The 19,120-nt window shown below is 70.4% G+C and carries 20 protein-coding genes and 3 pseudogenes; 9 read left to right on the top strand and 14 right to left on the bottom strand.

Annotated elements, in window-relative coordinates:
- Positions 1 to 112: 112 nt before the first annotated feature.
- Positions 113 to 235 (top strand): hypothetical protein, encoded by a 123-nt coding sequence (locus ACFWP5_RS02575; protein ID WP_384149147.1) that lies wholly within the window; start codon positions 113 to 115, stop codon positions 233 to 235.
- A gap of 5 nt (positions 236 to 240) precedes the next feature.
- Here ACFWP5_RS02575 and ACFWP5_RS02570 read toward each other — a convergent pair whose 3' ends face one another.
- Both ACFWP5_RS02570 and ACFWP5_RS02565 read right to left on the bottom strand, forming a co-directional pair.
- Positions 241 to 594, bottom strand: coding sequence for a winged helix-turn-helix transcriptional regulator (locus ACFWP5_RS02570; protein ID WP_384149145.1), 354 nt, complete (start codon positions 592 to 594; stop codon positions 241 to 243).
- A gap of 183 nt (positions 595 to 777) precedes the next feature.
- On the bottom strand, positions 778 to 1,455 hold the full coding sequence (locus ACFWP5_RS02565) for a type III effector protein (protein ID WP_384149143.1): 678 nt from the start codon (positions 1,453 to 1,455) through the stop codon (positions 778 to 780).
- A gap of 131 nt (positions 1,456 to 1,586) precedes the next feature.
- Between ACFWP5_RS02565 and ACFWP5_RS02560 the strand changes: the two genes are divergently transcribed.
- From ACFWP5_RS02560 to ACFWP5_RS02545, 4 genes are all read left to right on the top strand, one after another.
- Positions 1,587 to 2,021 (top strand): Hsp20/alpha crystallin family protein, encoded by a 435-nt coding sequence (locus ACFWP5_RS02560; RefSeq protein WP_384149141.1) that lies wholly within the window; start codon positions 1,587 to 1,589, stop codon positions 2,019 to 2,021.
- 128 nt (positions 2,022 to 2,149) lie between these two features.
- Positions 2,150 to 2,545, top strand: coding sequence for a DUF2267 domain-containing protein (locus ACFWP5_RS02555; RefSeq protein ID WP_384149139.1), 396 nt, complete (start codon positions 2,150 to 2,152; stop codon positions 2,543 to 2,545).
- A 100-nt stretch (positions 2,546 to 2,645) separates the two neighbouring features.
- Positions 2,646 to 3,080: a DUF2267 domain-containing protein gene (locus ACFWP5_RS02550; protein ID WP_384149137.1), complete on the top strand. Its 435-nt coding sequence runs from the start codon at positions 2,646 to 2,648 to the stop codon at positions 3,078 to 3,080.
- 237 nt (positions 3,081 to 3,317) lie between these two features.
- The gene (locus ACFWP5_RS02545) at positions 3,318 to 3,881 is read left to right on the top strand and encodes a substrate-binding domain-containing protein (protein ID WP_384149509.1); all 564 of its coding nucleotides are present in this window, start codon (positions 3,318 to 3,320) and stop codon (positions 3,879 to 3,881) included.
- A 229-nt stretch (positions 3,882 to 4,110) separates the two neighbouring features.
- On the opposite strand, the gene ACFWP5_RS02540 is transcribed toward ACFWP5_RS02545, so the two are convergent.
- Positions 4,111 to 4,518, bottom strand: a complete 408-nt coding sequence (locus ACFWP5_RS02540; protein WP_384149135.1) for a (2Fe-2S) ferredoxin domain-containing protein — start codon at positions 4,516 to 4,518, stop codon at positions 4,111 to 4,113.
- A complete protein-coding gene (locus tag ACFWP5_RS02535) occupies positions 4,515 to 6,506 on the bottom strand; it encodes a heavy metal translocating P-type ATPase (RefSeq protein WP_384149133.1) in 1,992 nt (663 codons plus the stop codon). Before ACFWP5_RS02535 ends, ACFWP5_RS02540 begins: the two co-directional genes overlap by 4 nt.
- Before the next feature lie 95 nt (positions 6,507 to 6,601).
- Between ACFWP5_RS02535 and ACFWP5_RS02530 the strand changes: the two genes are divergently transcribed.
- The 3 genes from ACFWP5_RS02530 to ACFWP5_RS02520 all read left to right on the top strand — a co-directional run bounded on the left by ACFWP5_RS02530 (position 6,602) and on the right by ACFWP5_RS02520 (position 8,407).
- On the top strand, positions 6,602 to 6,991 hold the full coding sequence (locus ACFWP5_RS02530; protein WP_384149131.1) for an ArsR/SmtB family transcription factor: 390 nt from the start codon (positions 6,602 to 6,604) through the stop codon (positions 6,989 to 6,991).
- A gap of 162 nt (positions 6,992 to 7,153) precedes the next feature.
- Positions 7,154 to 7,372, top strand: a complete 219-nt coding sequence (locus ACFWP5_RS02525; RefSeq protein ID WP_384149129.1) for a transposase — start codon at positions 7,154 to 7,156, stop codon at positions 7,370 to 7,372.
- A gap of 51 nt (positions 7,373 to 7,423) precedes the next feature.
- Positions 7,424 to 8,407, top strand: a complete 984-nt coding sequence (locus tag ACFWP5_RS02520; protein ID WP_384149127.1) for an AraC family transcriptional regulator — start codon at positions 7,424 to 7,426, stop codon at positions 8,405 to 8,407.
- Between the two features lie 423 nt (positions 8,408 to 8,830).
- Here ACFWP5_RS02520 and ACFWP5_RS02515 read toward each other — a convergent pair.
- Together ACFWP5_RS02515 and ACFWP5_RS02510 are read right to left on the bottom strand one after the other, a co-directional pair.
- Positions 8,831 to 9,193, bottom strand: a pseudogene (locus ACFWP5_RS02515) (IS5/IS1182 family transposase); the annotation flags it as partial.
- Positions 9,194 to 9,252: 59 nt separating this feature from the next.
- Positions 9,253 to 9,609, bottom strand: a pseudogene (locus ACFWP5_RS02510) (MFS transporter); the annotation flags it as partial.
- Positions 9,610 to 9,613: 4 nt separating this feature from the next.
- Here ACFWP5_RS02510 and ACFWP5_RS02505 point away from each other — a divergent pair.
- Positions 9,614 to 9,739, top strand: coding sequence for a hypothetical protein (locus tag ACFWP5_RS02505; RefSeq protein WP_384149534.1), 126 nt, complete (start codon positions 9,614 to 9,616; stop codon positions 9,737 to 9,739).
- On the opposite strand, the pseudogene ACFWP5_RS02500 reads toward ACFWP5_RS02505, so the two are convergent.
- The 8 genes and pseudogenes from ACFWP5_RS02500 to ACFWP5_RS02465 form a co-directional block, all read right to left on the bottom strand.
- Positions 9,722 to 10,195, bottom strand: a pseudogene (locus ACFWP5_RS02500) (MFS transporter); the annotation flags it as partial. The gene ACFWP5_RS02505 and the pseudogene ACFWP5_RS02500 sit on opposite strands and share 18 nt — an antisense overlap.
- 325 nt (positions 10,196 to 10,520) lie before the next feature.
- The gene (locus ACFWP5_RS02495) at positions 10,521 to 11,564 is read right to left on the bottom strand and encodes a sugar phosphate isomerase/epimerase family protein (protein ID WP_384149125.1); all 1,044 of its coding nucleotides are present in this window, start codon (positions 11,562 to 11,564) and stop codon (positions 10,521 to 10,523) included.
- Between the two features lie 247 nt (positions 11,565 to 11,811).
- Positions 11,812 to 12,810, bottom strand: a complete 999-nt coding sequence (locus tag ACFWP5_RS02490; protein WP_384149123.1) for a sugar phosphate isomerase/epimerase family protein — start codon at positions 12,808 to 12,810, stop codon at positions 11,812 to 11,814.
- A gap of 13 nt (positions 12,811 to 12,823) precedes the next feature.
- Positions 12,824 to 14,008, bottom strand: coding sequence for a Gfo/Idh/MocA family protein (locus ACFWP5_RS02485; RefSeq protein WP_384149121.1), 1,185 nt, complete (start codon positions 14,006 to 14,008; stop codon positions 12,824 to 12,826).
- Positions 14,009 to 14,066: 58 nt separating this feature from the next.
- Positions 14,067 to 15,107 carry a substrate-binding domain-containing protein gene (locus ACFWP5_RS02480; RefSeq protein ID WP_384149119.1) on the bottom strand — a complete coding sequence of 347 codons (1,041 nt, stop codon included), beginning with the start codon at positions 15,105 to 15,107 and terminating at the stop codon, positions 14,067 to 14,069.
- 17 nt (positions 15,108 to 15,124) lie between these two features.
- On the bottom strand, positions 15,125 to 16,144 hold the full coding sequence (locus ACFWP5_RS02475; RefSeq protein ID WP_384149117.1) for an ABC transporter permease: 1,020 nt from the start codon (positions 16,142 to 16,144) through the stop codon (positions 15,125 to 15,127).
- Positions 16,141 to 17,658, bottom strand: a complete 1,518-nt coding sequence (locus ACFWP5_RS02470; RefSeq protein WP_384149115.1) for a sugar ABC transporter ATP-binding protein — start codon at positions 17,656 to 17,658, stop codon at positions 16,141 to 16,143. The genes ACFWP5_RS02475 and ACFWP5_RS02470 overlap by 4 nt, the downstream gene beginning before the upstream one ends.
- 120 nt (positions 17,659 to 17,778) lie before the next feature.
- The gene (locus ACFWP5_RS02465; protein ID WP_384149113.1) at positions 17,779 to 18,960 is read right to left on the bottom strand and encodes an ROK family protein; all 1,182 of its coding nucleotides are present in this window, start codon (positions 18,958 to 18,960) and stop codon (positions 17,779 to 17,781) included.
- Positions 18,961 to 19,120 lie beyond the last annotated feature (160 nt).

Here is a 19,120-nt window from a genome sequence, read left to right as displayed (position 1 = left end):
AGGGCAGCCCCGGCCGAGAGGAGGAAGACCCGCGCGGTGGCGTCGCCGTAGGCAACACGGATGATCTCCTGTACGGCGGCTCGACGGCCTGTGCGACGACCTGATCGCCGAAATGCTGCCCGACCCGTACCGGATCAGCGACGACGCCGCGGACCTCGCCGTCCAGGCTTTCCAGATCGGTAAGCGGCAGGCGGAAGGCGAAGCTGCGGCGATCCAGGCCGCCTGGACCTTCTGACGACGTCACCCGCGATTGATGTGAGGGCCCGTCGGCCTGGCCCGCTCACATGGCTCGTCGGCGGCACCTTGCCCCGGGTATGGATGCCGCGCGGTGAGTGTCGGCCGCCGGCCGTTTCCATTCATCACGACAAAGACCGTTGCGGTACTAACGTCTCGCGGTGCGGCCGTCGTACTCCTCACGGGCGGCGAGGACTTCCTCGATGTGCCCCCCGACCACTCAGTGAGCGCCCTGAGGGGACCTCGCAGCGTCTGGCCGAGCGGGGTCAACTCGTACTCCACCCGGGTCGGCACCTCCGGGTACACCGTCCGCAGGACCAGCCCGTCGTGCTCGAGGGTGCGCAGCGTCTGGGTGAGCATCTACCCGACTGCCAGGGCGAGTAACGCCCCGGCGGTTACAGGCGGGACGCGGATCAAGGTGGTCTGCCTGTCACCGGTCGGGCTTGAGGCCCAAGTGGTCTCCGAGGCCCCCGCTACGGGAGGGCCGAGCCCGATGCGCGGGGTTTGCTGCGGATCGCGCGGGAAGGTCCGAAGTCGCGGAGATCACGCTCGGTTCCGGCGCTGGTCGCCGCTGTGCTCGCGGAGCAGGTCGGTGTGGCGGGCGACGCCGTCCACGCGCGCCGCGAGGTCGGGGTGGTCGGACGCCAGATACGCGTGCGTAACCGTCAGGGGGCCGACGAGGGCGACCGCGTCGTTGTCGGCGAGGGCGGCGGTGAGCTCGACGAGAGGGGTGCGCGCGGCGGCGGGCAGGTCGGTGAGCGCGGTGATCTGGCCGGCGAGCTGGCGCAGGTCCGCCGCGTTGGTGCGGGCCCAGGTGGTGACGCTGCGATCGGCGGCGCGGCGGTCGCGGGTGGCCCGTACCCGCTGCTCGCCCGTGGACCCCGGGTTTCCGGGGCGTACGCGCAGGTAGCGGCGTTCGGCGGCCTGGCGGCTGGAGACGCCGAGGGGGCGGGCGAGGTCGGCCCAGCTGGCGCCCGCCTCCCGGGCCTCTTCGATCAGGCCCGGTTCCCACTCGGCGAGCTGATCGCGCACTTCGCGCAGCAGCAGCAGCGCGGCAAGTGCCTGCTCCGAGCCGACCTGGCCGGGCTCGGGGTGTTCTGTGTCCCGCGATGCCCGGGCGGCGTGCAGGGCCTCGTGGATCGTGTTCAGCGCTGCGGCGGCGAGGAAGGACGTGGGGGTGAGACCGCGGGCGCGGGGGGTGGGCTCATCGTCCATGGTCATGGAGTCTCCAATCGTGGTGTCGTCATCTCGACGACGCTCTACTTGTCATCACTTGGATGACATGTTACAACGATGGCAGGTGACCGCATTGGCGGCAAAGTGCCTGACCTGAACACTGGAGGTGTTTCACGATGTTGATGCGCACCGACCCGTTCCGTGAGCTTGACCGGCTCACCCAGCAGCTCCTGAACACGACCGGCACGTGGTCGCAGCCGACGGCGATGCCGATGGACGCCTACCGAGAGGGCGAGGAGTACGTGATCGCCCTCGACCTGCCCGGTGTCTCCACGGACGCGATCGACATCGACGTCGAGCGGAACATGCTGACCGTGAAGGCCGAGCGGCGGCCCGTCAGCAAGGCGGACGACGTGCAGATGGAGCTCTCCGAGCGGCCTCTGGGCGTCTTCTCGCGCCAGGTCGTGCTGGCCGACACCCTGGACGCCGACCACATCGAGGCGGACTACGACGCGGGTGTGCTGACCCTGCGTATCCCGATCGCCGAGCGCGCCAAGCCCCGCAAGATCGCCATCGGTGGCGGCTCCGCGCGCAAGGAGATCAGCGGCTGAGTTCCCCCTGTCAGCCGCGCCGGAGACGGGGAGACGGCCTTCCCTGCGGCCGTCCCCCGTCCCCCGTCCCCCGTCCCCCGTCCCCCGTCCCCCGTCCTCCGCTTGTCGCCGCACGCAAGGGAGTAGCTATGGCTATGCGATGGGAGGCGTTCCTGGACCAGGTCAAGGAACGCGGCAAGTACGAGACCACCGAGGAAGCCGCGCGAGCGGCCCGCACGGTGCTGGCGCTGCTGGGCGCGCACTTGGTGGGCGAGGTACGGGCGGAACTGGCCGCCCGCCTGCCGGAGGAACTGGCACTCATCCTGCTCAATCCGCTCCAGGCGTACGAGCCGCTCTCCCCCGAGCGCTTCGTACGGGCCACCGCGGCATGGATCGAGGGAGCCACGGAACAGACCGCGGCCTGGGACGTGAGCGCTGTGCTCAGCGTGGCCGCGGACGCCGCGGGCGAAGAGCTCACCCGCCGCATCCTGCTCCAGCTCCCGTCCGGCTACGACTTGCTGTTCGGCCACCCTCAGCGCGGATGACCCACAGGCAGCGACTTCGCTTTCCCTGACGGAACGACACCGGTGGCCGGCGGGCGACCCCCGGCCACCGGTGCAGACGAGAAAGGCAACCACGTCAGCGATGATTACCCAGCAGGAGCCGTGCCCGTCCACCGTGGGCATGACGTTCGAGCAGATGCTGGAAAGGGTGCGGTACGAAGGCGCGTACCCCACCCGCGCACAGGCCGAGGAGACCGTGCGCGCCGTACTGTCCGCCCTCGGGCGCCAGGTCACGGGCGATGAACGCGTGGAGCTCGCGGCCAGGCTGCCGCACGAGGCCGCCGTCACCTTCACATCCGAGATCCCCGCCACCGAACCCCTCACCGGCTGGGACTTCGTCAGGGACCTGGCCTCCCGTACCGGCGGCACGGTGGCCACCACCCGCTGGGACACCGGCACCGTCTTTCACATCGTGGCCCAGCTCGCCGGCAAGGAGCTCCTCAGCCGCATCCTCGCCCAACTCCCGTCCGGCTACGCCCTGCTGTTCGGCCGCGCCGAGCTCACCCAGCCGGCCTGACGCGGCAGCGGCGATACTCCGCGACGGGCGGTCGAGCCCCCTGCGGCAGCACAGCACACCCCACCGCAAGTCCTTGTGTGACGTCAAAACGAGCCGACATCGCAAACCCGGTCAGGAGGTGCCTCCCACAGTCACGTCGAAACGGCTTCCGCCCTCGGATACAAAGCCGGTGAGACGTAGTCGCGGACGACTTCGACGTCGACCGCGGGGAGGCGCCGGCCGGGGTTCCCGTCGGCCATCACGATCGGGACGCCGGGAGGCTCGTCGTGGGCCCGCGCCGCCACCGAGCACCTGCTCTCCCTGGGACACACCACGGTCCGGCACCTCGCGGGCCCGCAGGACTCCTACTCCGCCCGCCACCGGGTCACTGCCTGGCACACGACGCTGAAGGAAGCCGGAGCCCCCGTCCCGCCGGTCAGCCACGGCGACTGGAGCGCCGAGTCCGGCTACGCCATCGGCCGTGAACTCGCCGCCCGGGACGACATCACCGCCGTCTTCGCCGGCAACGACCACATGGCGATCGGCCTGATCCGGGCCCTGACCGAAGCCGGTCGCACCGTGCCGGACGACGTGAGCGTCGTCGGCTTCGACGACATCGCCGAGGCCGCCTACCTCCAGCCACCACTCACCACCGTGCACCAGGACTTCGAGGAGATGGGCCGCGCCTGCGTCGCCGTACTGCTGCGGCAGATCGAGGGCGGCGAGTCGATCGCGGGACTGATCGACTCCGTCGAACCCCGACTCGTCGTACGCGCGAGCACCGCGCCTCCGCCGACACAGCCGAGGACGAAGAAGCCGTAGGAGCCCGTCAGAGCCCTGCCCGGGGACCCTGATACCCCAGGCGGTCTGCCGCCGAGCGACGAGACACCCTTACCGGCCATGGGGACCAGCGGTACAGCCGTTGGCGCCAAGGGCTTGATCTTGGTCGTCCAGCAGTCTGCGGACGCCGCGCGACCCGGACGCGGTCGAACTCGACGACGAAGAGGAGCGATCGTGTGGCCCGATGCGCCGGCACCCCGTCCGGGGCCGGTCAGTCTTCGAGTTCGTGGCGAACACGTCGGGACGGGCTGAACGTGTAGAGGTCGAGGATGTCGGGCGCCTCGGCGAGGCCGGGCCCGCCGTTCTTGATCCAGACAGTGATGTCGGCAGCGGCGCCGGGGTCGTTGACCTGCCCGAGCCAGACCGGGCGTCCGCCGGCCTCGCGGCCTTCGGCGGAGGGCTGGATGACGATGACGTTGGCGCGCTCGCACGCGTCGAGGCAGTCGGTTCGCCGGACCGTCGCGACTCCGGCCAGTTGGGCGCGCAGGTCGGTGAGCTGGGCTTCGTGGTCCAGCCGCGGGACCTTGGCCGGGGTGCCGCAGCAGCAGCCGCGACAGACGGTGACGGTGGGCCGGGCTGCCCCCGGCGCGGGGGCGGTCTTCTTGGTGCGGCGGCTCACCGCATGTCCTGTGCTGCGCGGTTCCAGGCTGCGTCACGCAGCAGACGCAGCCCGTTGAGGCCGACGACGACGGTTGAGCCCTCGTGGCCGAGAACACCGAGCGGCAGCGGCAGGTGGCCCACCAGGTCCCAGACGACCAGGCCGGAGATGAACACCGCGGCGATGACCAGGTTCTGCACCACCAGGCGGCGGGCCGCCCGCGAGAGGGCGATGACCTTGGGGACGGTGGCGAGTTGATCACGGACGATGACGGCGTCGGCGGTCTCCAGGGCGAGGTCGGAGCCGGCGCGGCCCATGCCGATGCCGGTGTGGGCGGCGGCCAGGGCGGGGGCGTCGTTGACGCCGTCGCCGATGACCAGCACCTTGCGTCCGCCGGCCTCCAGGCGCCGTACGACTTCGACCTTGTCCTGGGGCAGGAGGCCGGCGTGGACCTCGTCGCCGGTGATGCCGACCTCGGCGGCCAGGCGGGCGGCGGCGCGTGGGTTGTCGCCCGTCACCAGCATCGGGGTGCTGCCGGTCAGCGTGGTCAGGGCGGCGACGGTCGCGGCGGCGTCGGGACGCAGCCGGTCGGCGACGCCGAGCACCCCGACGGGGACGCTGTCGCGCAGGACCAGGACAGCCGTGCGGCCGCCGTCCTCCAGGTCGGCCGCCACCTCGGCGGCGCGGGCCGAGCCGGTGTCGTCGTCTCCGTCGAGGAGGCGGGCGGGTGCGCCGACCGCAACCGCCTGGCCCTCGACGGTGGCGGTGACACCGACGCCGGGCGTGGAGGTGAAGTCCCGCATGCCGACGATGGCCAGGTCGCGGGTGCGGGCGGCGTCGACGACGGCGCGGGCCAGGGGGTGTTCGCTGGGGTGCTCGGCGGCGGCCGCCAGCGCCAGCAGGGCGTCCTCACTCAGCCCGGAGCCGTCCAGGGGGCGGATGTCGGTGACGCGGGGGGTGCCCTCGGTCAGGGTGCCCGTCTTGTCCAGGGCGACCGCGTCGATCTGCCCGAGACGCTCCATCACCACGGCGGACTTCACCAGGACGCCGTGGCGTCCGGCGTTGGCGATCGCCGACAGCAGCGGCGGCATCGTCGCCAGGACCACCGCGCACGGCGAGGCCACGATCATGAAGGTCATCGCCCGCAGCAGCGCGCCGGTCAGGCCCGCGCCGAACGCGAGGGGGACCAGGAAGACCGCCAGGGTCGCGAAGACCATGCCCAGGCTGTACCGCTGTTCGACCTTCTCGATGAACAGCTGGGTGGGCGCCTTGGTCTCGGAAGCTTCCTCGACCATGGCCACGATCCGGGCGATCACCGAGTCGGAGGCGTCCCGCTCGACCTTCACCCGCAGGGCCCCGGTGCCGTTGAGAGTGCCGGCGAAGACCTCGTCCCCGGCCTCCTTCGCGACCGGCAGCGGCTCCCCGGTGATGGTGGCCTGGTCCACCTCGCCGGCCCCGGTGAGGACACGGCCGTCCGCGCCGACCCGCTCGCCGGGGCGGACCAGGATGGTGTCCCCGACCACCAGGTCCTCGGTCGGAACCGTCGACTCGCTCCCGTCGTAGGCAAGCCGGGTGGCGACGGTCGGTGCGAGGTCGAGCAGACCACGCACCGCATCCCGTGTACGGGTGGTGGCCAGAGCCTCCAGGGCGCCGGAGGTGGCGAAGATGACGATCAGCAGCGCGCCGTCCATCACCTGCCCGATCGAAGCCGCGCCGATCGCGGCCACGATCATCAACAGGTCCACATCCAGGGTCTTCTCACGCAGCGCCGTCAGCCCGGCCCAGGCCGGTTCCCACCCACCGGTGACGTAGGCGGCGGCGTAGAGAGGGCCCCACGACCAGGCGGGTGCGCCGGTCAGCTGGATCGGCAGGGCGATCAGGAACAGCACCAGCGCGGCGGCCGCCCAGCGAGCCTCGGCCAGAGCGAACACCCGCGTACGCCGCTTCGACGCCGTACGCGGAGCGGCAGGAGCTGCCCGATCGGACCGCTGGATCAGGTCAGCAGACATGACAAAACAACCCTTCGCGGGTGGAAGACGGCGACACATCCACCGTACAGGAACATCTGAACAGGTCTTCATACGTGACCAGTAGGATGGGCGGCATGGGCCACGGAGCGGACGACAAGCACCACGCCACCCCTCGCGAGCGCCTGGATGCGGCGGGGGCCACTGACGTCGCCGCCACCCTTCAGGCCCTGGCGACCCCTTCGCGGCTGTACATCCTGGCCCGCCTCCAGGAAGGCCCCTGCGCGGTCGGCGACCTTGCCGAGGCCGTGGGCATGGAGGCCTCCGCCTGCTCCCACCAGCTCCGCCTGCTGCGCAATCTCGGGCTCGTCACCGGAGAACGCCGGGGCCGTTCCATCGTCTACGCCCTCTACGACAACCACGTCGCCGAGCTTCTGGAACAGGCCCTCTTCCACGTCGAGCACCTGCGGCTCGGCCTGCGTGACGCCCCCACGACCGAAGCGGCGCCGACCGCTGTCCGGCGGTAGGCCGGTCACGTTCCGCGACTCTCACAAGTGAACAGCTGTGAGAGTTCCGCGAGAGCCCCGAAAGCGCCCGCGTTCCCGCAGGTCGCCGTCGCCGCTCGCAAAAGCCCGCCCTCTCGGAACCGGCATGTTGTGGAGCACTTCTGAGAGGTCGGTCATGGCGATGTGAATCATGGACGTGGCATGCGCCGCTGCCGCTACCGGGGACAGCCGAAGGCCCACCTTCAGCATGTGCTCACAGACATCGCCGTGAACATCGAGCGTTTCAGCGGTCTGTCATCGGCCGACGGAGTACTCCGACAAGATCAGGCTGAGGCGACGTCTCGTTCCGGCCAGATCCACCGCGAGATGGAAAATAGAGGCACGGTGGCAGGCAATGGGTGACGCTGATGTGCACCGTCCCTCATACGGTCCACAGGCACAGGAGGTTGCGGTATGCACCACGCGCCCAACCAGGGCCAGGATGTGCTGAAGTTCCGGACGACGGATGTGGACGAGGCTCGGCAGGCCCTCCAAGAACGCTTCTACGCCAACTTCATCGACGTGCCCGACGGCAGCGCCGAGTTCACGGCCCGGTACGACATCGCCGCATTCGGTCCGCTCACACTCGGACGTCTGGCTTTCGGCGCGGAGGTGCGCATACGGTTCGGGGAACTCGGCTCTTACCACGTGGACATCCCCCTGGGCGGCCACCTGGCCTGGCGTCAAGGAACGCACACCAATGCGGTGGCGACGACCACGAACGCCGCCGTCTTCCAGCCGCACGGCGACACGGCCCTGGATCGAGTGAGCACCGACTGCTCCATGCTGGCCGTGAAGATCGACCCCAAGGCCCTCAACGATCAACTCGAACGCCTTCTCGGCCGACCGCTGCGCACCCCCGTCGTCCTCAGGCCCGAACTCGACGTCGCGCACGGCGCGGGCCTCAGCTGGGTCCGGATGATCCGCGCGGTGTTCGACGAGATGCGGGCCGGCGGGCTGCTCACCCGGCCGATGGTCGCCCGCCCGCTCCAGGAGGCCCTGCTGACCGGGCTCCTCCTCGCCACCGGCCACCGCTACCGCGACGAGCTCGACCGACCAAAACCCGCGCTGCGCCCGGGCCCCGTCAAGCGTGCTGTCGAGGCCATGCACAGCATGCCGCAACACCCGTTCACGGTAGGAGAGTTGGCCGTGCTCGCCGGGGTGAGCGTGCGGCGACTCCAGGAAGCCTTCCAGCAGTACGTCGGCATGACCCCGCTGGCCTACCTCACCGACGTCCGCCTCACCCGCGCCCACGACGAGCTGCGCCGCGGCACACCGGGCGAAGTGAACGTGAGCGAGGTCGCCCATCGCTGGAGCTTCGACCACCTGGGCCGCTTCGCGTCCCGCTACCGAGCGCGCTTCGGCGAGTTGCCCTCGCAGACACTGCGTTCCGGGTGACCACGGCCCACACCATCGCCCCGCGCTGTGCGGACAACAGCCGCGCTCAGTGGATCGTGCGCGGCGGCTACCACGCGCTAGATTCCTGGAGTTCGCGCGTCCGCCTCTTCGGTCCGCCGCGCGGACATCGGCCGGCCCATCTCCACCCCTTCGGGCCGGTCACCGCCCGTCGGCGCCCCCCAAAATAGCCGCGGGCGGGTCGGCAGCGCACACGCGGCCTGGACCCCGCCACGGTGTGCTGCCCGACACCGGTGAAGGTCCGGGCCGGGGTCGGCGCCGGCCCGGACCTTGACCGTACCGAAGCCATACCGATGAGGCAGAACCCCGCGTCCGGTCCTCGGACGGTCCCGGGTTCGCGGTCATCACAAAGAAGTTGAAGAAGTTCAAGAGCGTTTTGTCCTGGCGATGGCGTTTGGTTCGAAGTCAGGTGTCGCGCCAGTTCGGGGTGGATTCGCGGGTGAGGCGTCTGCTGATGACGTGGATCATCGCGAGGCGGATCATGGCTTCGGAGCGGTGCGGGTGGGTCTTGTAGTCGCGGGCGAGGCGGCGACGGTGCATGAGCCGGCCGAAGGTTCGCTCGACCGTCCAGTGTTTCGGGATCGGGGTGAATCCCCCGGCCCCTGGGGCGCGTTGGACGATTTCGAGGTCGATGCCGAGGGCGGTTGCCTACTCGACGAGGTGCTGGCGGTAGCCGCCGTCGACCCAGACCTTGCGCGAAATGGGGTGGCCGGTGGCGGCCTGTTCCAGGAGGGGTCGGCCGACGGCCCGGCCTGCCGCAGTGACGAGGTCAGAGCGAGGCCCGCCGCCCAGGAGCCGATGGCGATGCCCACGTTGGACGACGAACTGCTCAGTGCGCCGGCGAGAGTGGGAGCGGAACCGGCGAAGCGCATGACCAGCGCGCCGAGCACCGGGGTCGCGGCGAAACCGGTCACCCCCATGACCGTCACCAGAACAACGGTCGCCACGGGGCTCGTGGAGAAGAACACCAACAAGAGCAGGACCAGTGTGCTGGCGGCGGCGGCCGTGATGAGGGTCGCGAGTGGCCGGCGGTCGCCCAGGCGCCCACCGAGCGTGGTGCCCAGCAGGGCGCCCAGACCGTAGCCGGTCAGGACCAGGGCCACGGCCGCAGTGGCGATCCCGGCCCGTTCGGTGAGCAGCGGCGAGATGTAGGTGTAGGTGGCTAGGAACCCGCCCAGGAGCAATGCGATGGCACTCAGCGCCAGCCAGACCCGGGCCCTGGCGCAGGGCGGTGAACTCGGCCCGGACGGAGCGTACTTCGCCCCGTTCCTCGTCGGGGATGTACCGGCCGATGACCGCCGCGGCGCAGGCTGACAGGGCGGCCAGTACCCAGAACGGTCCTCGCCAGTCCGACGCCTGCCCCAGCCACGCGCCCAGCGGCACTCCCGCGACGTTGGCCACGGTCAGGCCACCCATCAGCAGGCCCGGGGCTCGTGACGTCGCGGCCGGGCCGGCCGCGGTCGTCGCCACTACCGCGGCGACACACCAGAAGGCGCCCGTGGCCGGCGCGGTGACGACACGGGCCGTGAGCACGACCGCGAAGGACGAGCTGAGCGCGGCGACCACATGGCCGAGGGCGAAGACGACGAGCGCGAGGACCAGCGTGGACCGCCTCGGCAGGCGCAGCGTCGCGATCGCCATCGCCGGTGCGCCGACGATCATGCCTACTGCGAATGCCGTGATCAGCAGGCCCGCGTGGGACACGCTGCCGCCCAGATCGTCCGCGATCTCGGGCAGCAGGCCCGCGACAACGAATTCGGTGGTGCCCATCAGAAAGGTCCCGGCGGCGAGTACCCAGGCGACGAAGGGCAGCTTGCCGGACCGGTTGTCGGTCACGGGTGACATACGGTGGCGTTCTCTTTCCGGAGCGGAGTACGGCTGCCGCAGAGGGACGCCGCACAGCATTGCACCGCGAATGCGTTCTGTGAGGGGGAGGATTCTCTCCCTTGACGGATGCGGAGCGCATGCGTATGTCCCGCCGCTTCGGACTTCCATCAAACGGCTGTTGACCGAGCATCAAGTCAAGAGGGGTGCAGGTCAGAAGCCGCTTCGGTACGCCTGGCCGCCGGTTGAGCAGGTGACCGCTCTGTCGGGCCTATCGGCACTTTTCGCGCAGCGAGTGCAGGTAGGCGCTGGAGCGGCGGGCGAAGCTGAGCGAGTCGGGCGGGCTGTCGTACTCGGCCTGCCAGTGGTGGGCGAGGCGTTCGCCGCGCAGTCGGGTCACGGCGGAGATGAACCGTTGGTAGTCGATGTCGCCGTCACCCACGTCGACCATGCGGTAGCCGAACTGGTTCGTCGGGTCGCTCACGCCGTCCTTCACGTGGAAGAGCGGGTAGCGGTGGGGCTGCTTCAGCACATAGTCCAGGGGCTCGAACGGGGCGGGCGTTCCGTCCGGCCGCTTCGAGAAGCGGAACCGGCCCGCGTAGGCCCAGAAGATGTCCATCTCCAGGTACACGAGGCCGGGGTCGGTCTCGGCGAGCAGTACGTCGTAGAGGCGCACGTCGGGCCGGTCGGTCGCGAAGCCGAACTCGTCGGAGTGGTTGTGCTGGTAGAACTTCATGCCTCGCTTCCTGGCCGCCGCGCCGAACACGTTGAACTCCTCGGCGGCGCGCTTCCACGCGTCGACGGTCGAGCCGTAGCGGCCCGGTCCCGAGGCGGTGCCGATGTGTTTGAGACCGAGGGCCTCGGCGTCGTCGAGGACCTTGGTGAGGTTGTCGGCGAAGGTGTACGCGGTCGGGTCGTCGGCGTAGTAGCCCACGTGGCTGCCGATCGGGTTCAGGCCGTGGTTCCTTGCCAGCCGCCTGAGTTGGGCCAGGGTGATCGGGCCCGCCGACCCCTGCGTGTAGCCGGCGAACTCGACTTCGTCGTAGCCGTACTTCTCCAGCTCGGCGAAGACGGGCGCGAAGCCCAGCGTGGAGACCTTGTCGCGCAGGCTGTAGAGCTGGATGCCGAGCCGGCCGGGCGGCAGGAGCGGACGGCCGCGGCCCGAGACGCCGGCCGGGGTGTCGGTCGCCGCCGCTGCGGGGGACGGGACGGTGGCCAGCAGTGCGGCGGCGGTGGCGCCCGCCGCCACGCCGAGCATGCCTCGTCTGGTGAGACGCTGGGTGAGTTCGGGATCGGTCCGGGAGATGCGGCTCATGTCTGAAACTCCTTGATGCCGGGGGGCGTTGTCGGTCTGGAGGGACTTCACGTCGGTGGTCACGAGGTGGTCGCCGTGCCGAGCCGATCCATGAGCGGCTCGACGGGACCGTTCCGGGATTGCGGTGGGTCCGGACTGTGTGAGGCCGGGCGCGCGGGCGTTATCGAGCCGGGTCGTAGTACGTGAACCGGGCGTCCGGTTCCGAGGCGGTCGAGCGCGATCCGCGTGGTGGCGAGAGCGAAGGAGTTCAGTTGCCGAAAGCCGCGTCGAAGGAGGCCGACGGCGCCTCGAAGTCAAACGTCTTGAGGCGTCGCAGCGCCTCGGGAGCGCCCTGCAGCCGGTCCATGCCGGCGTCCTCCCACTCCACGGAGATCGGGCCCCGGTAGTCGATGGAGCCCAGCATCCGGAAGACGTCCTCCCAGGGGACGTCACCGTGTCCGGCGGACACGAAGTCCCAGCCCCGTCGGGGGTCGCCCCAGGGCAGGTGGGAGCCGAGGCGCCCGTTTCTGCCGTCGAGGCGCTTGCGGGCCTCCTTGCAGTCGACGTGGTAGATGCGGTCGCGGAAGTCCCACAGGAACCCGACCGGGTCGAGGTCCTGCCACACGAAGTGCGAGGGGTCGAAGTTGAGGCCGAAGGCGGGACGGTGGCCGACGGCCTCCAGGGCGCGGTGGGTGGTCCAGTAGTCGTAGGCGATCTCGCTGGGGTGAACCTCATGTGCGAAGCGCACGCCCTCGGTGTCGAAGACGTCGAGGATCGGGTTCCAGCGCTCGGCGAAGTCGTCGTATCCGCGCTCGATCATCGGCTGGGGGGCGGGCGGGAACATGGCGACGAGGTGCCAGATCGCGGACCCGGTGAAACCGATGACCGTGTCCACGCCGAAGGCGGCCGCCGCTCGGGCGGTGTCGGCGATCTCGGCCGCGGCCCGCCGGTGCACGCCTTCCGCCTCGCCGTCGCCCCAGATGCGGGCGGGCAGGATGGCCTGATGGCGTTCGTCGATGATGGCGTCGCAGACGGCCTGGCCGACGAGATGGTTGGAGATCGCCCAGCACTTCAGGCCGTACTTGTCGAGGAGTTGGTGTCGCGAGCTGATGTACGTCGGGTCCGCGAGGGCCTTGTCCACTTCGAAGTGGTCGCCCCAGCAGGCGAGTTCGAGGCCGTCGTAGCCGAAGTCGCGGGCGAGGCGGCAGACCTCCTCCAGGGGCAGGTCGGCCCACTGGCCGGTGAAGAGCGTGAAGGTGCGCGGCATGTGCGGGCCCTCCTCAGATGGCGATGGGGGTGTAGACGGAGTTCTTCTCGGCGCTCTCCTCCACCGCGGCGAGCACGCGCTGTACCTGCAGCCCGTCCGCGAAGGAGGGCTCGGGCACACGGCCCGCGGCGATCGCGTGGACCAGGTCACGGGCCTGGTGGACGAAGGTGTGCTCGTAGCCGAGTCCGTGGCCCGGGGGCCACCAGGCGTCGAGGTAGGGGTGGTCGGGTTCGGTGACGAGGATGCGGCGGAAGCCCGCGTGGGTGCCGGGCTCCGTGCCGTCGTAGTACGACAGTTCGTTGAGCCGCTCCAGGTCGAGGGCGAGTGAGCCGCGGTCGCCGTTGAGTTCGATGCGCAGGGCGTTCTTGCGTCCGGTGGCGTACCGGGTGGCCTCGAAGGAGGCGACGGCGCCGGAGGCGAAGCGGCCGGTGAACAGGGCCGCGTCGTCGACGGTGACCTGGCCGGTGCCGGCGGCCGGGCCGGCGGGCAGCGGGCGTTCCCGGACGAAGGTCTCGGTGAGCGCGGAGACTCCGGTGAGCGGCTCCCCCGCCAGGTGCTGTGCGAGGTCGACGATGTGTGCGCCGAGGTCGCCGAGCGAGCCCGATCCCGCGTGCTCCCGGCGCAGCCGCCAGGTCAGCGGGAACTCCGGGTCCACCAGCCAGTCCTGAAGGTATGTCACCCGTGCGTGCCGCAGCGTGCCGATCCGACCCTCGGCGACCATCCGGCGGGCGAGCGCGGCGGCGGGCACACGCCGGTAGTTGAAGCCGACCATGGCCAACTGCCCTTGCTGGTAGGCCACTTCGGCGGCGTCCGCCATCGCCGCGGCCTCCTCGACGGAGTTCGCGAGGGGTTTCTCGCACAGCACGTGCTTGCCGGCGGCCAGTGCGGCGAGGGCTATCTCGGCGTGGCTGTCGCCGGGGGTGCAGATATCGACGAGGTCGATGTCGTCCCGTGCGATCAACGCCCGCCAGTCGGTCTCGGCTTCAGCCCACCCGTGCCGGTCGGCCGCCTCGCGCACGGCGGTTCGGTCGCGTCCGCAGAGTACGGCCAGGACCGGGCGTCGGGGCAGGTCGAAGACGCGGCCCACGGTGCGCCAGCCCTGGGAGTGGGCGGCGCCCATGAAGGCGTAACCGACCATGCCGACGCGGAGCGGGGGCTTCGCGTCCTCGGTCCCGTCCGATCGCTGCGGCTGTCCCATGCGGAATGTGCTCCTCGTCCTCGGGGGGTGGTGCCGTGAGGGGTGCGGGCGGAACCCCTCACCGGAAACCGGCGGACATGTACGTGTCGACGTTGGTCTTGTCGACGACGGCCGAGTAGACCGTGATCGACGCCGGGATCTCGTACTCGGCGAGGCCGCCGACACCCTTCCCCTGGACGAGCGCGCGGGCCAGGTCGATCGCGGAGGCGGCCATGGTCGGCGGGTAGAGGACGGTTGCCTGCAGCACACCGTTGCCCTGCTTGATGGCCTGGAACGCGGACAGGGCGCCGGCTCCTCCGACCATCAGGAAGCCGTCCCGCCCGGCCTGGTCGATGGCGCGCAGCGCGCCCACGCCCTGGTCGTCGTCGTGGTTCCACAGCGCGTCGAACTTCGGCTGGGCCTGGAGGAGTTGGGCCATCTTGGCCTGTCCGGACTCGACGGTGAAGTCGGCGGCCTGGCGGGCCACCTTCTTGATGTTGGGGTAGTTCTTGAGGGCGTCGTCGAAGCCCTGGGTGCGCTGCTTGGTCAGCTCCAGGTTGTCCAGTCCGGCGAGCTCGACGACGCGGGCGTTCGCCTTCCCCTTGAGTTTCTCGCCGATGTAGTGGCCGGCGTTGAGGCCCATGCCGTAGTTGTCGCCGCCGATCCAGCACCGGTACGCCTGCGGGGTGTTGAAGATCCGGTCGAGGTTGATCACCGGAATGCCCGCGCGCATCGCCTTCAGGCCGACCTGGGTGAGTGCCTTGCCGTCGGCGGGCAGCACCACCAGGGCGTCGACCTTCTTGTTGATGAGGGTCTCGATCTGGCCGATCTGGGTCGCGGTGTCGTTGGAGCCCTCGGTGACCTCCAGTGTGACGTCCGTGTATTTCTTGGCGCGGCTCTGGGCGTTGTCGTTGATGGCGTTGAGCCAGCCGTGGTCGGCCTGCGGTCCGGCGAAGCCGATGGTGACGTGCTTGCCGGGCTTGTCGTCGGCGGCGGACTGGCCGGCCGAGGCGGGCGCCTCGTCCTTGGAGGCGTTGCTCGTGCATCCGGTGAGGAGGGCGCCGGCGGACACGGCGGCCGTCCCGAACAGCAGTCCTCTGCGACTGGTCAGCTGTGGCATGGTGGTGAACCCTTTCCTCAGGTCGTGCTCGCGCTACGGCGCTGGACCAGCACGGCGGCGACGATGATCGCGCCCTTGGCGATCTGCTGGACGTCGGTCTGCAGATTGTTCAGGGCGAAGATGTCGGTGATCGTGGTGAAGACCAGGACTCCGAGCACGGAGCCGGTGATGGTGCCGCGCCCCCCGGTGAGCAGGGTGCCGCCGATGATCGCGGCGGCGATGGCATCGAGTTCGTACAGGTTGCCGTTGGTGTTCTGGCCCGAGCCGGACAGGATGACCAGCAGGAAGGCGGCGATGCCGCAGCACAGTCCGGACAGCAGGTAGAGGTACAGCCGCTGGCGGCGTACGTCGATGCCGGCGAGCCGGGCCGCCTCCGCGTTGCCGCCGACGGCGACCGTGCGGCGGCCGAAGGTGGTGCGGTTGAGCAGCAGCCAGCCGATGACCGTGACGAGGGCGAAGACCAGCACGAGCGGTGGGATGCCGAGCACGTAGGAGTCGCGGTCGCCGAGTCGCAGGACGCTGTCGACCGTGACGATCTGCGTCCTGCCGTCGGTGATCTGCAGGGCGAGTCCGCGCGCCGAGGCGAGCATGGCGAGGGTGGCGATGAACGGGACCATCCCGCCGTATGCGATGAGCAGTCCGTTGACCAGGCCGCAGCCCAGGCCGACGACGGCCGCGGTGAAGAGGATGCCGGCCAGGCCGTACTCCTGGGTGGCGACCGTGGTCGCCCACACCGAGGCGAGTGCGACGATCGCGCCGACCGACAGGTCGATGCCGCCGGAGGTGATGACGAAGGTCATGCCGACGGTGACGACGCCGATCACGGAGGCCTGGGTGAGCACGAGTTGGAGGTTGCGGATGTCGAGGAACTCGTCCGGCTTGGTGATGCCGCCGATGAGGATCAGAACGGCGAGCACACCGACCAGGGACAGGGTGCGGAGATCGGCACGGGCCACGAACGCGCGCCACGCGGGCGGCTCGGGCACCGGCGCCGCCTTATTGGTGTTGTCCAAGGGCGGGGACACGGGTTGCGTCATGACGCCGGGCTTCCTTCCATGACCAGGTCGAGTACGCGGTGTTCGTCCAGTTCGCGGGCGGGTGCCTCGTGTACGACGCGGCCCTCGCGCAGGACCAGGACGCGGTCGGCGAGGCCGAGCACCTCCGGCACCTCGCTGGACACCAGCAGGACGGCGAGTCCGTCGTCGGCCAGTCGGCGGACCACTGCGTACAGTTCGGCGCGCGCTCCGACGTCGACTCCCCGCGTCGGTTCGTCGAGCAGCAGGACACGGCAGCCGCGCAACAGCCAGCGCGCGAGGACGGCCTTCTGCTGGTTGCCGCCGGAGAGCGTGCGCACGGGCGCCGAGGGGTTGTCGGGGCGCAGCGAGAGTTCGCGGGTCGCGGCCCGGGCCGCGCCCTGTTCGGCGACGCGGTCGATCCAGCCGCCGCGGGAGAAGCGGGACAGGGAGGAGACCGACACGTTGCGGGTGACGGACTCCAGCATCAGCAGCGCCTGGGCCTTGCGTTCCTCGGGGGCGAGGCCGACTCCGGCGCGGACGGCTGCACGGACGCTGCCGGGCCGCAACGGGCTTCCGCCGACGAGGACTTGGCCGCCGGTGGGCTTGCGGGCTCCGTAGATCGTCTCCAGGATCTCGGAGCGGCCGGAGCCGACGAGTCCGGCGAGGCCGACGATCTCTCCGGGGCGCACGACCAGGTCGAGCGGTTCGAACTCACCGTCCCGGGCCAGTCCCCGGACCTCCAGCAGCGGCGTGCTCTCCGGCCGCGAGGCCGGTCGCTCGGGGAACACGTGGTCGACATCGCGTCCCGTCATCAGTGCCACGACCTCGCGGGTCGGCGTGGTCTTCGCGGGCAGCCCGCCCGCGACGGCCCGCCCGTCCTTGAGGACGGTGACGCGGTCGCCGATGCGGCGGATCTCCTCCAGACGGTGCGAGATGTAGACCACCGCGACGCCCTCCGCGGTGAGGTCGGCGACGATCCGGAACAGGTTGTCGACCTCGTCCGGGTCGAGGGCCGCGGACGGCTCGTCCATCACGATCAGCCGTACGTCGTGGGAGAGCGCCCGCGCCATGGACACGATCTGCCGCTGCGCCGCCGACAACTCCCCCACGAGCCGTGCCGGGTCGATCTCGGGATGCCCAAGTCGCTTGAGCAGCAAGCCTGTTGAGACCCGTGCCGCCTTACCGCGCACGATGAAGCCGACGGCGGTCGGCTCGTGGCCGAGGTGGACGTTCTCGGCCACCGACAGGTGCTCCACGAGGTCGAGTTCCTGGTAGATGGTGGCGATGCCGAGACGCATGGCGGCGCTGGGCGAGCGCAGTGCGGCGGGCTCGCCGCGCCAGTGGATGGTGCCGGTGTCGGGTTGGTGGGCACCGGCGAGGACCTTGATGAGGGTGGATTTCCCGGCCCCGTTCTGACCGAGCAGGCAGTGCACCTCACCGGCCTTGACGTCGAGGTCGACGCCGTCGAGGGCCCGGACTCCGGGGAACGACTTGGTGATGTCGGACATGCTGAGCAGCGGTGGTTGTGGTGCCATGTGGGTTCCCCTCGGCGGGCGTGCGAAGCGGGTTCCAGAGCGAAAACGCCTGTGGGGAGCGGCGTTTCGGGCAGAGCAGAGCCGAGCGCTGTGCTGGTGGTCTCGTGGAAGGTGCGTCTGTTACGCGGGTGCGAACAGGTGGTCGCTGATGAGGCGGGCGGCGCCGATGACTCCGGCGTTCTGGCCCAACTCCCCCAGAACGATCGGCAGGTTGCCGGTCGCGAGGGGCAGTGACTGGCGGTAGACCTGGGTGCGGATGGCGGCGAGCAGGGTGTGGCCGGCGCCGGTCACCCCGCCGCCGATCACCACCAGGCCGGGGTTGAAGAAGGAGACGAGCCCGGCGATGACCTGTCCGGTGCGGGTGCCGCCCTCCCGGATCAGGTCGAGCGAGGTGGCGTCGCCGGCGGCGGCCGCGGCGGCGACGTCGACGGCGGTCAGCGTGCCGTTCGCCGCCAGTCTGTCCGCGAGCTGCGCCGACAGCCCCTGCTGGGCTGCCTCCAGCGCGTCGCGGGCCAGCGCCGCGCCACTGAAGTGGGCCTCAAGGCAGCCCCGGTTGCCACAGGCGCACGGACGTCCGTCGGGCACGGCCTGGATGTGCCCGATGTCGCCCGCGCTGCCCGTCACCCCGCGGTGGACGTCCCCGCCGACGACGATGCCGCAGCCGATACCGGTGCCGATCTTGATGCAGAGGAAGTCGTTCACGGAACGTGCCACCCCCGCGTGCTGCTCTCCCATCGCCATGAGGTTCACGTCGTTGTCGACCATGACCGGGCAGCCGAGTTCCTGGCTGAGCGCCTCCCGCACGGGGAAGCCGTCCCAGCCCGGCATGATCGGCGGAGAAACCGGGACGCCCTCCGGGAAGCGGACCGGTCCCGGCACGCCGATGCCGGCGCCGTCGAAGCCCTCCGCGAGCCCGGACTCCTTCAACTTCGCGGCCAAGGAGAGGACTTGCTCGAAGACCGCGACCGGTCCCTCGCGCACGTCCATGGGCTGGTTGAGGTGGCCCAGCACCTCCAGTTCCGCGTTGGTGACGGCGACGTCGATCGAGGTCGCGCCGATGTCGACGCCGAGGAAGCGCAGGCTGGGTGCGAGGCGGATGTTGTGGGACCGGCGGCCGCCGCGCGAGGCGGCGAACCCGTCGGCGACGACCAGCCCCGTCTCCAGGAGCCGGTCCACCTCCACGGCCAGCTTGGACCGGGACAGGTCGACCTGTTCCCCCAGGTGCGCCCGGGAGTCGGGACCCCCGTCGCGCAACAGCTTGAGCAGTCGGGCCTGATGACCGTTCGCGGGACGTGCCGTCATGCGTCTCACGTGTCCCTCCCCGCCTCGGTCAGGCCGTTCGTGGCGTGCTTTCGAGGGGAACGTAGCAGCGGCTGCCGAGGCTGGGAAGAAGTCGCACAGGAATCTCGCCGACTTTCTCCACTCAGAGGACAAAGTGCGGAGCTCGCCGAACTCGACGGCA

Source organism: Streptomyces sp. NPDC058469 (assembly GCF_042721125.1).
In the GTDB taxonomy this organism is placed as follows: Bacteria; Actinomycetota; Actinomycetes; order Streptomycetales; family Streptomycetaceae; genus Streptomyces.
This window is presented reverse-complemented; position numbering and strand designations above follow the sequence as displayed.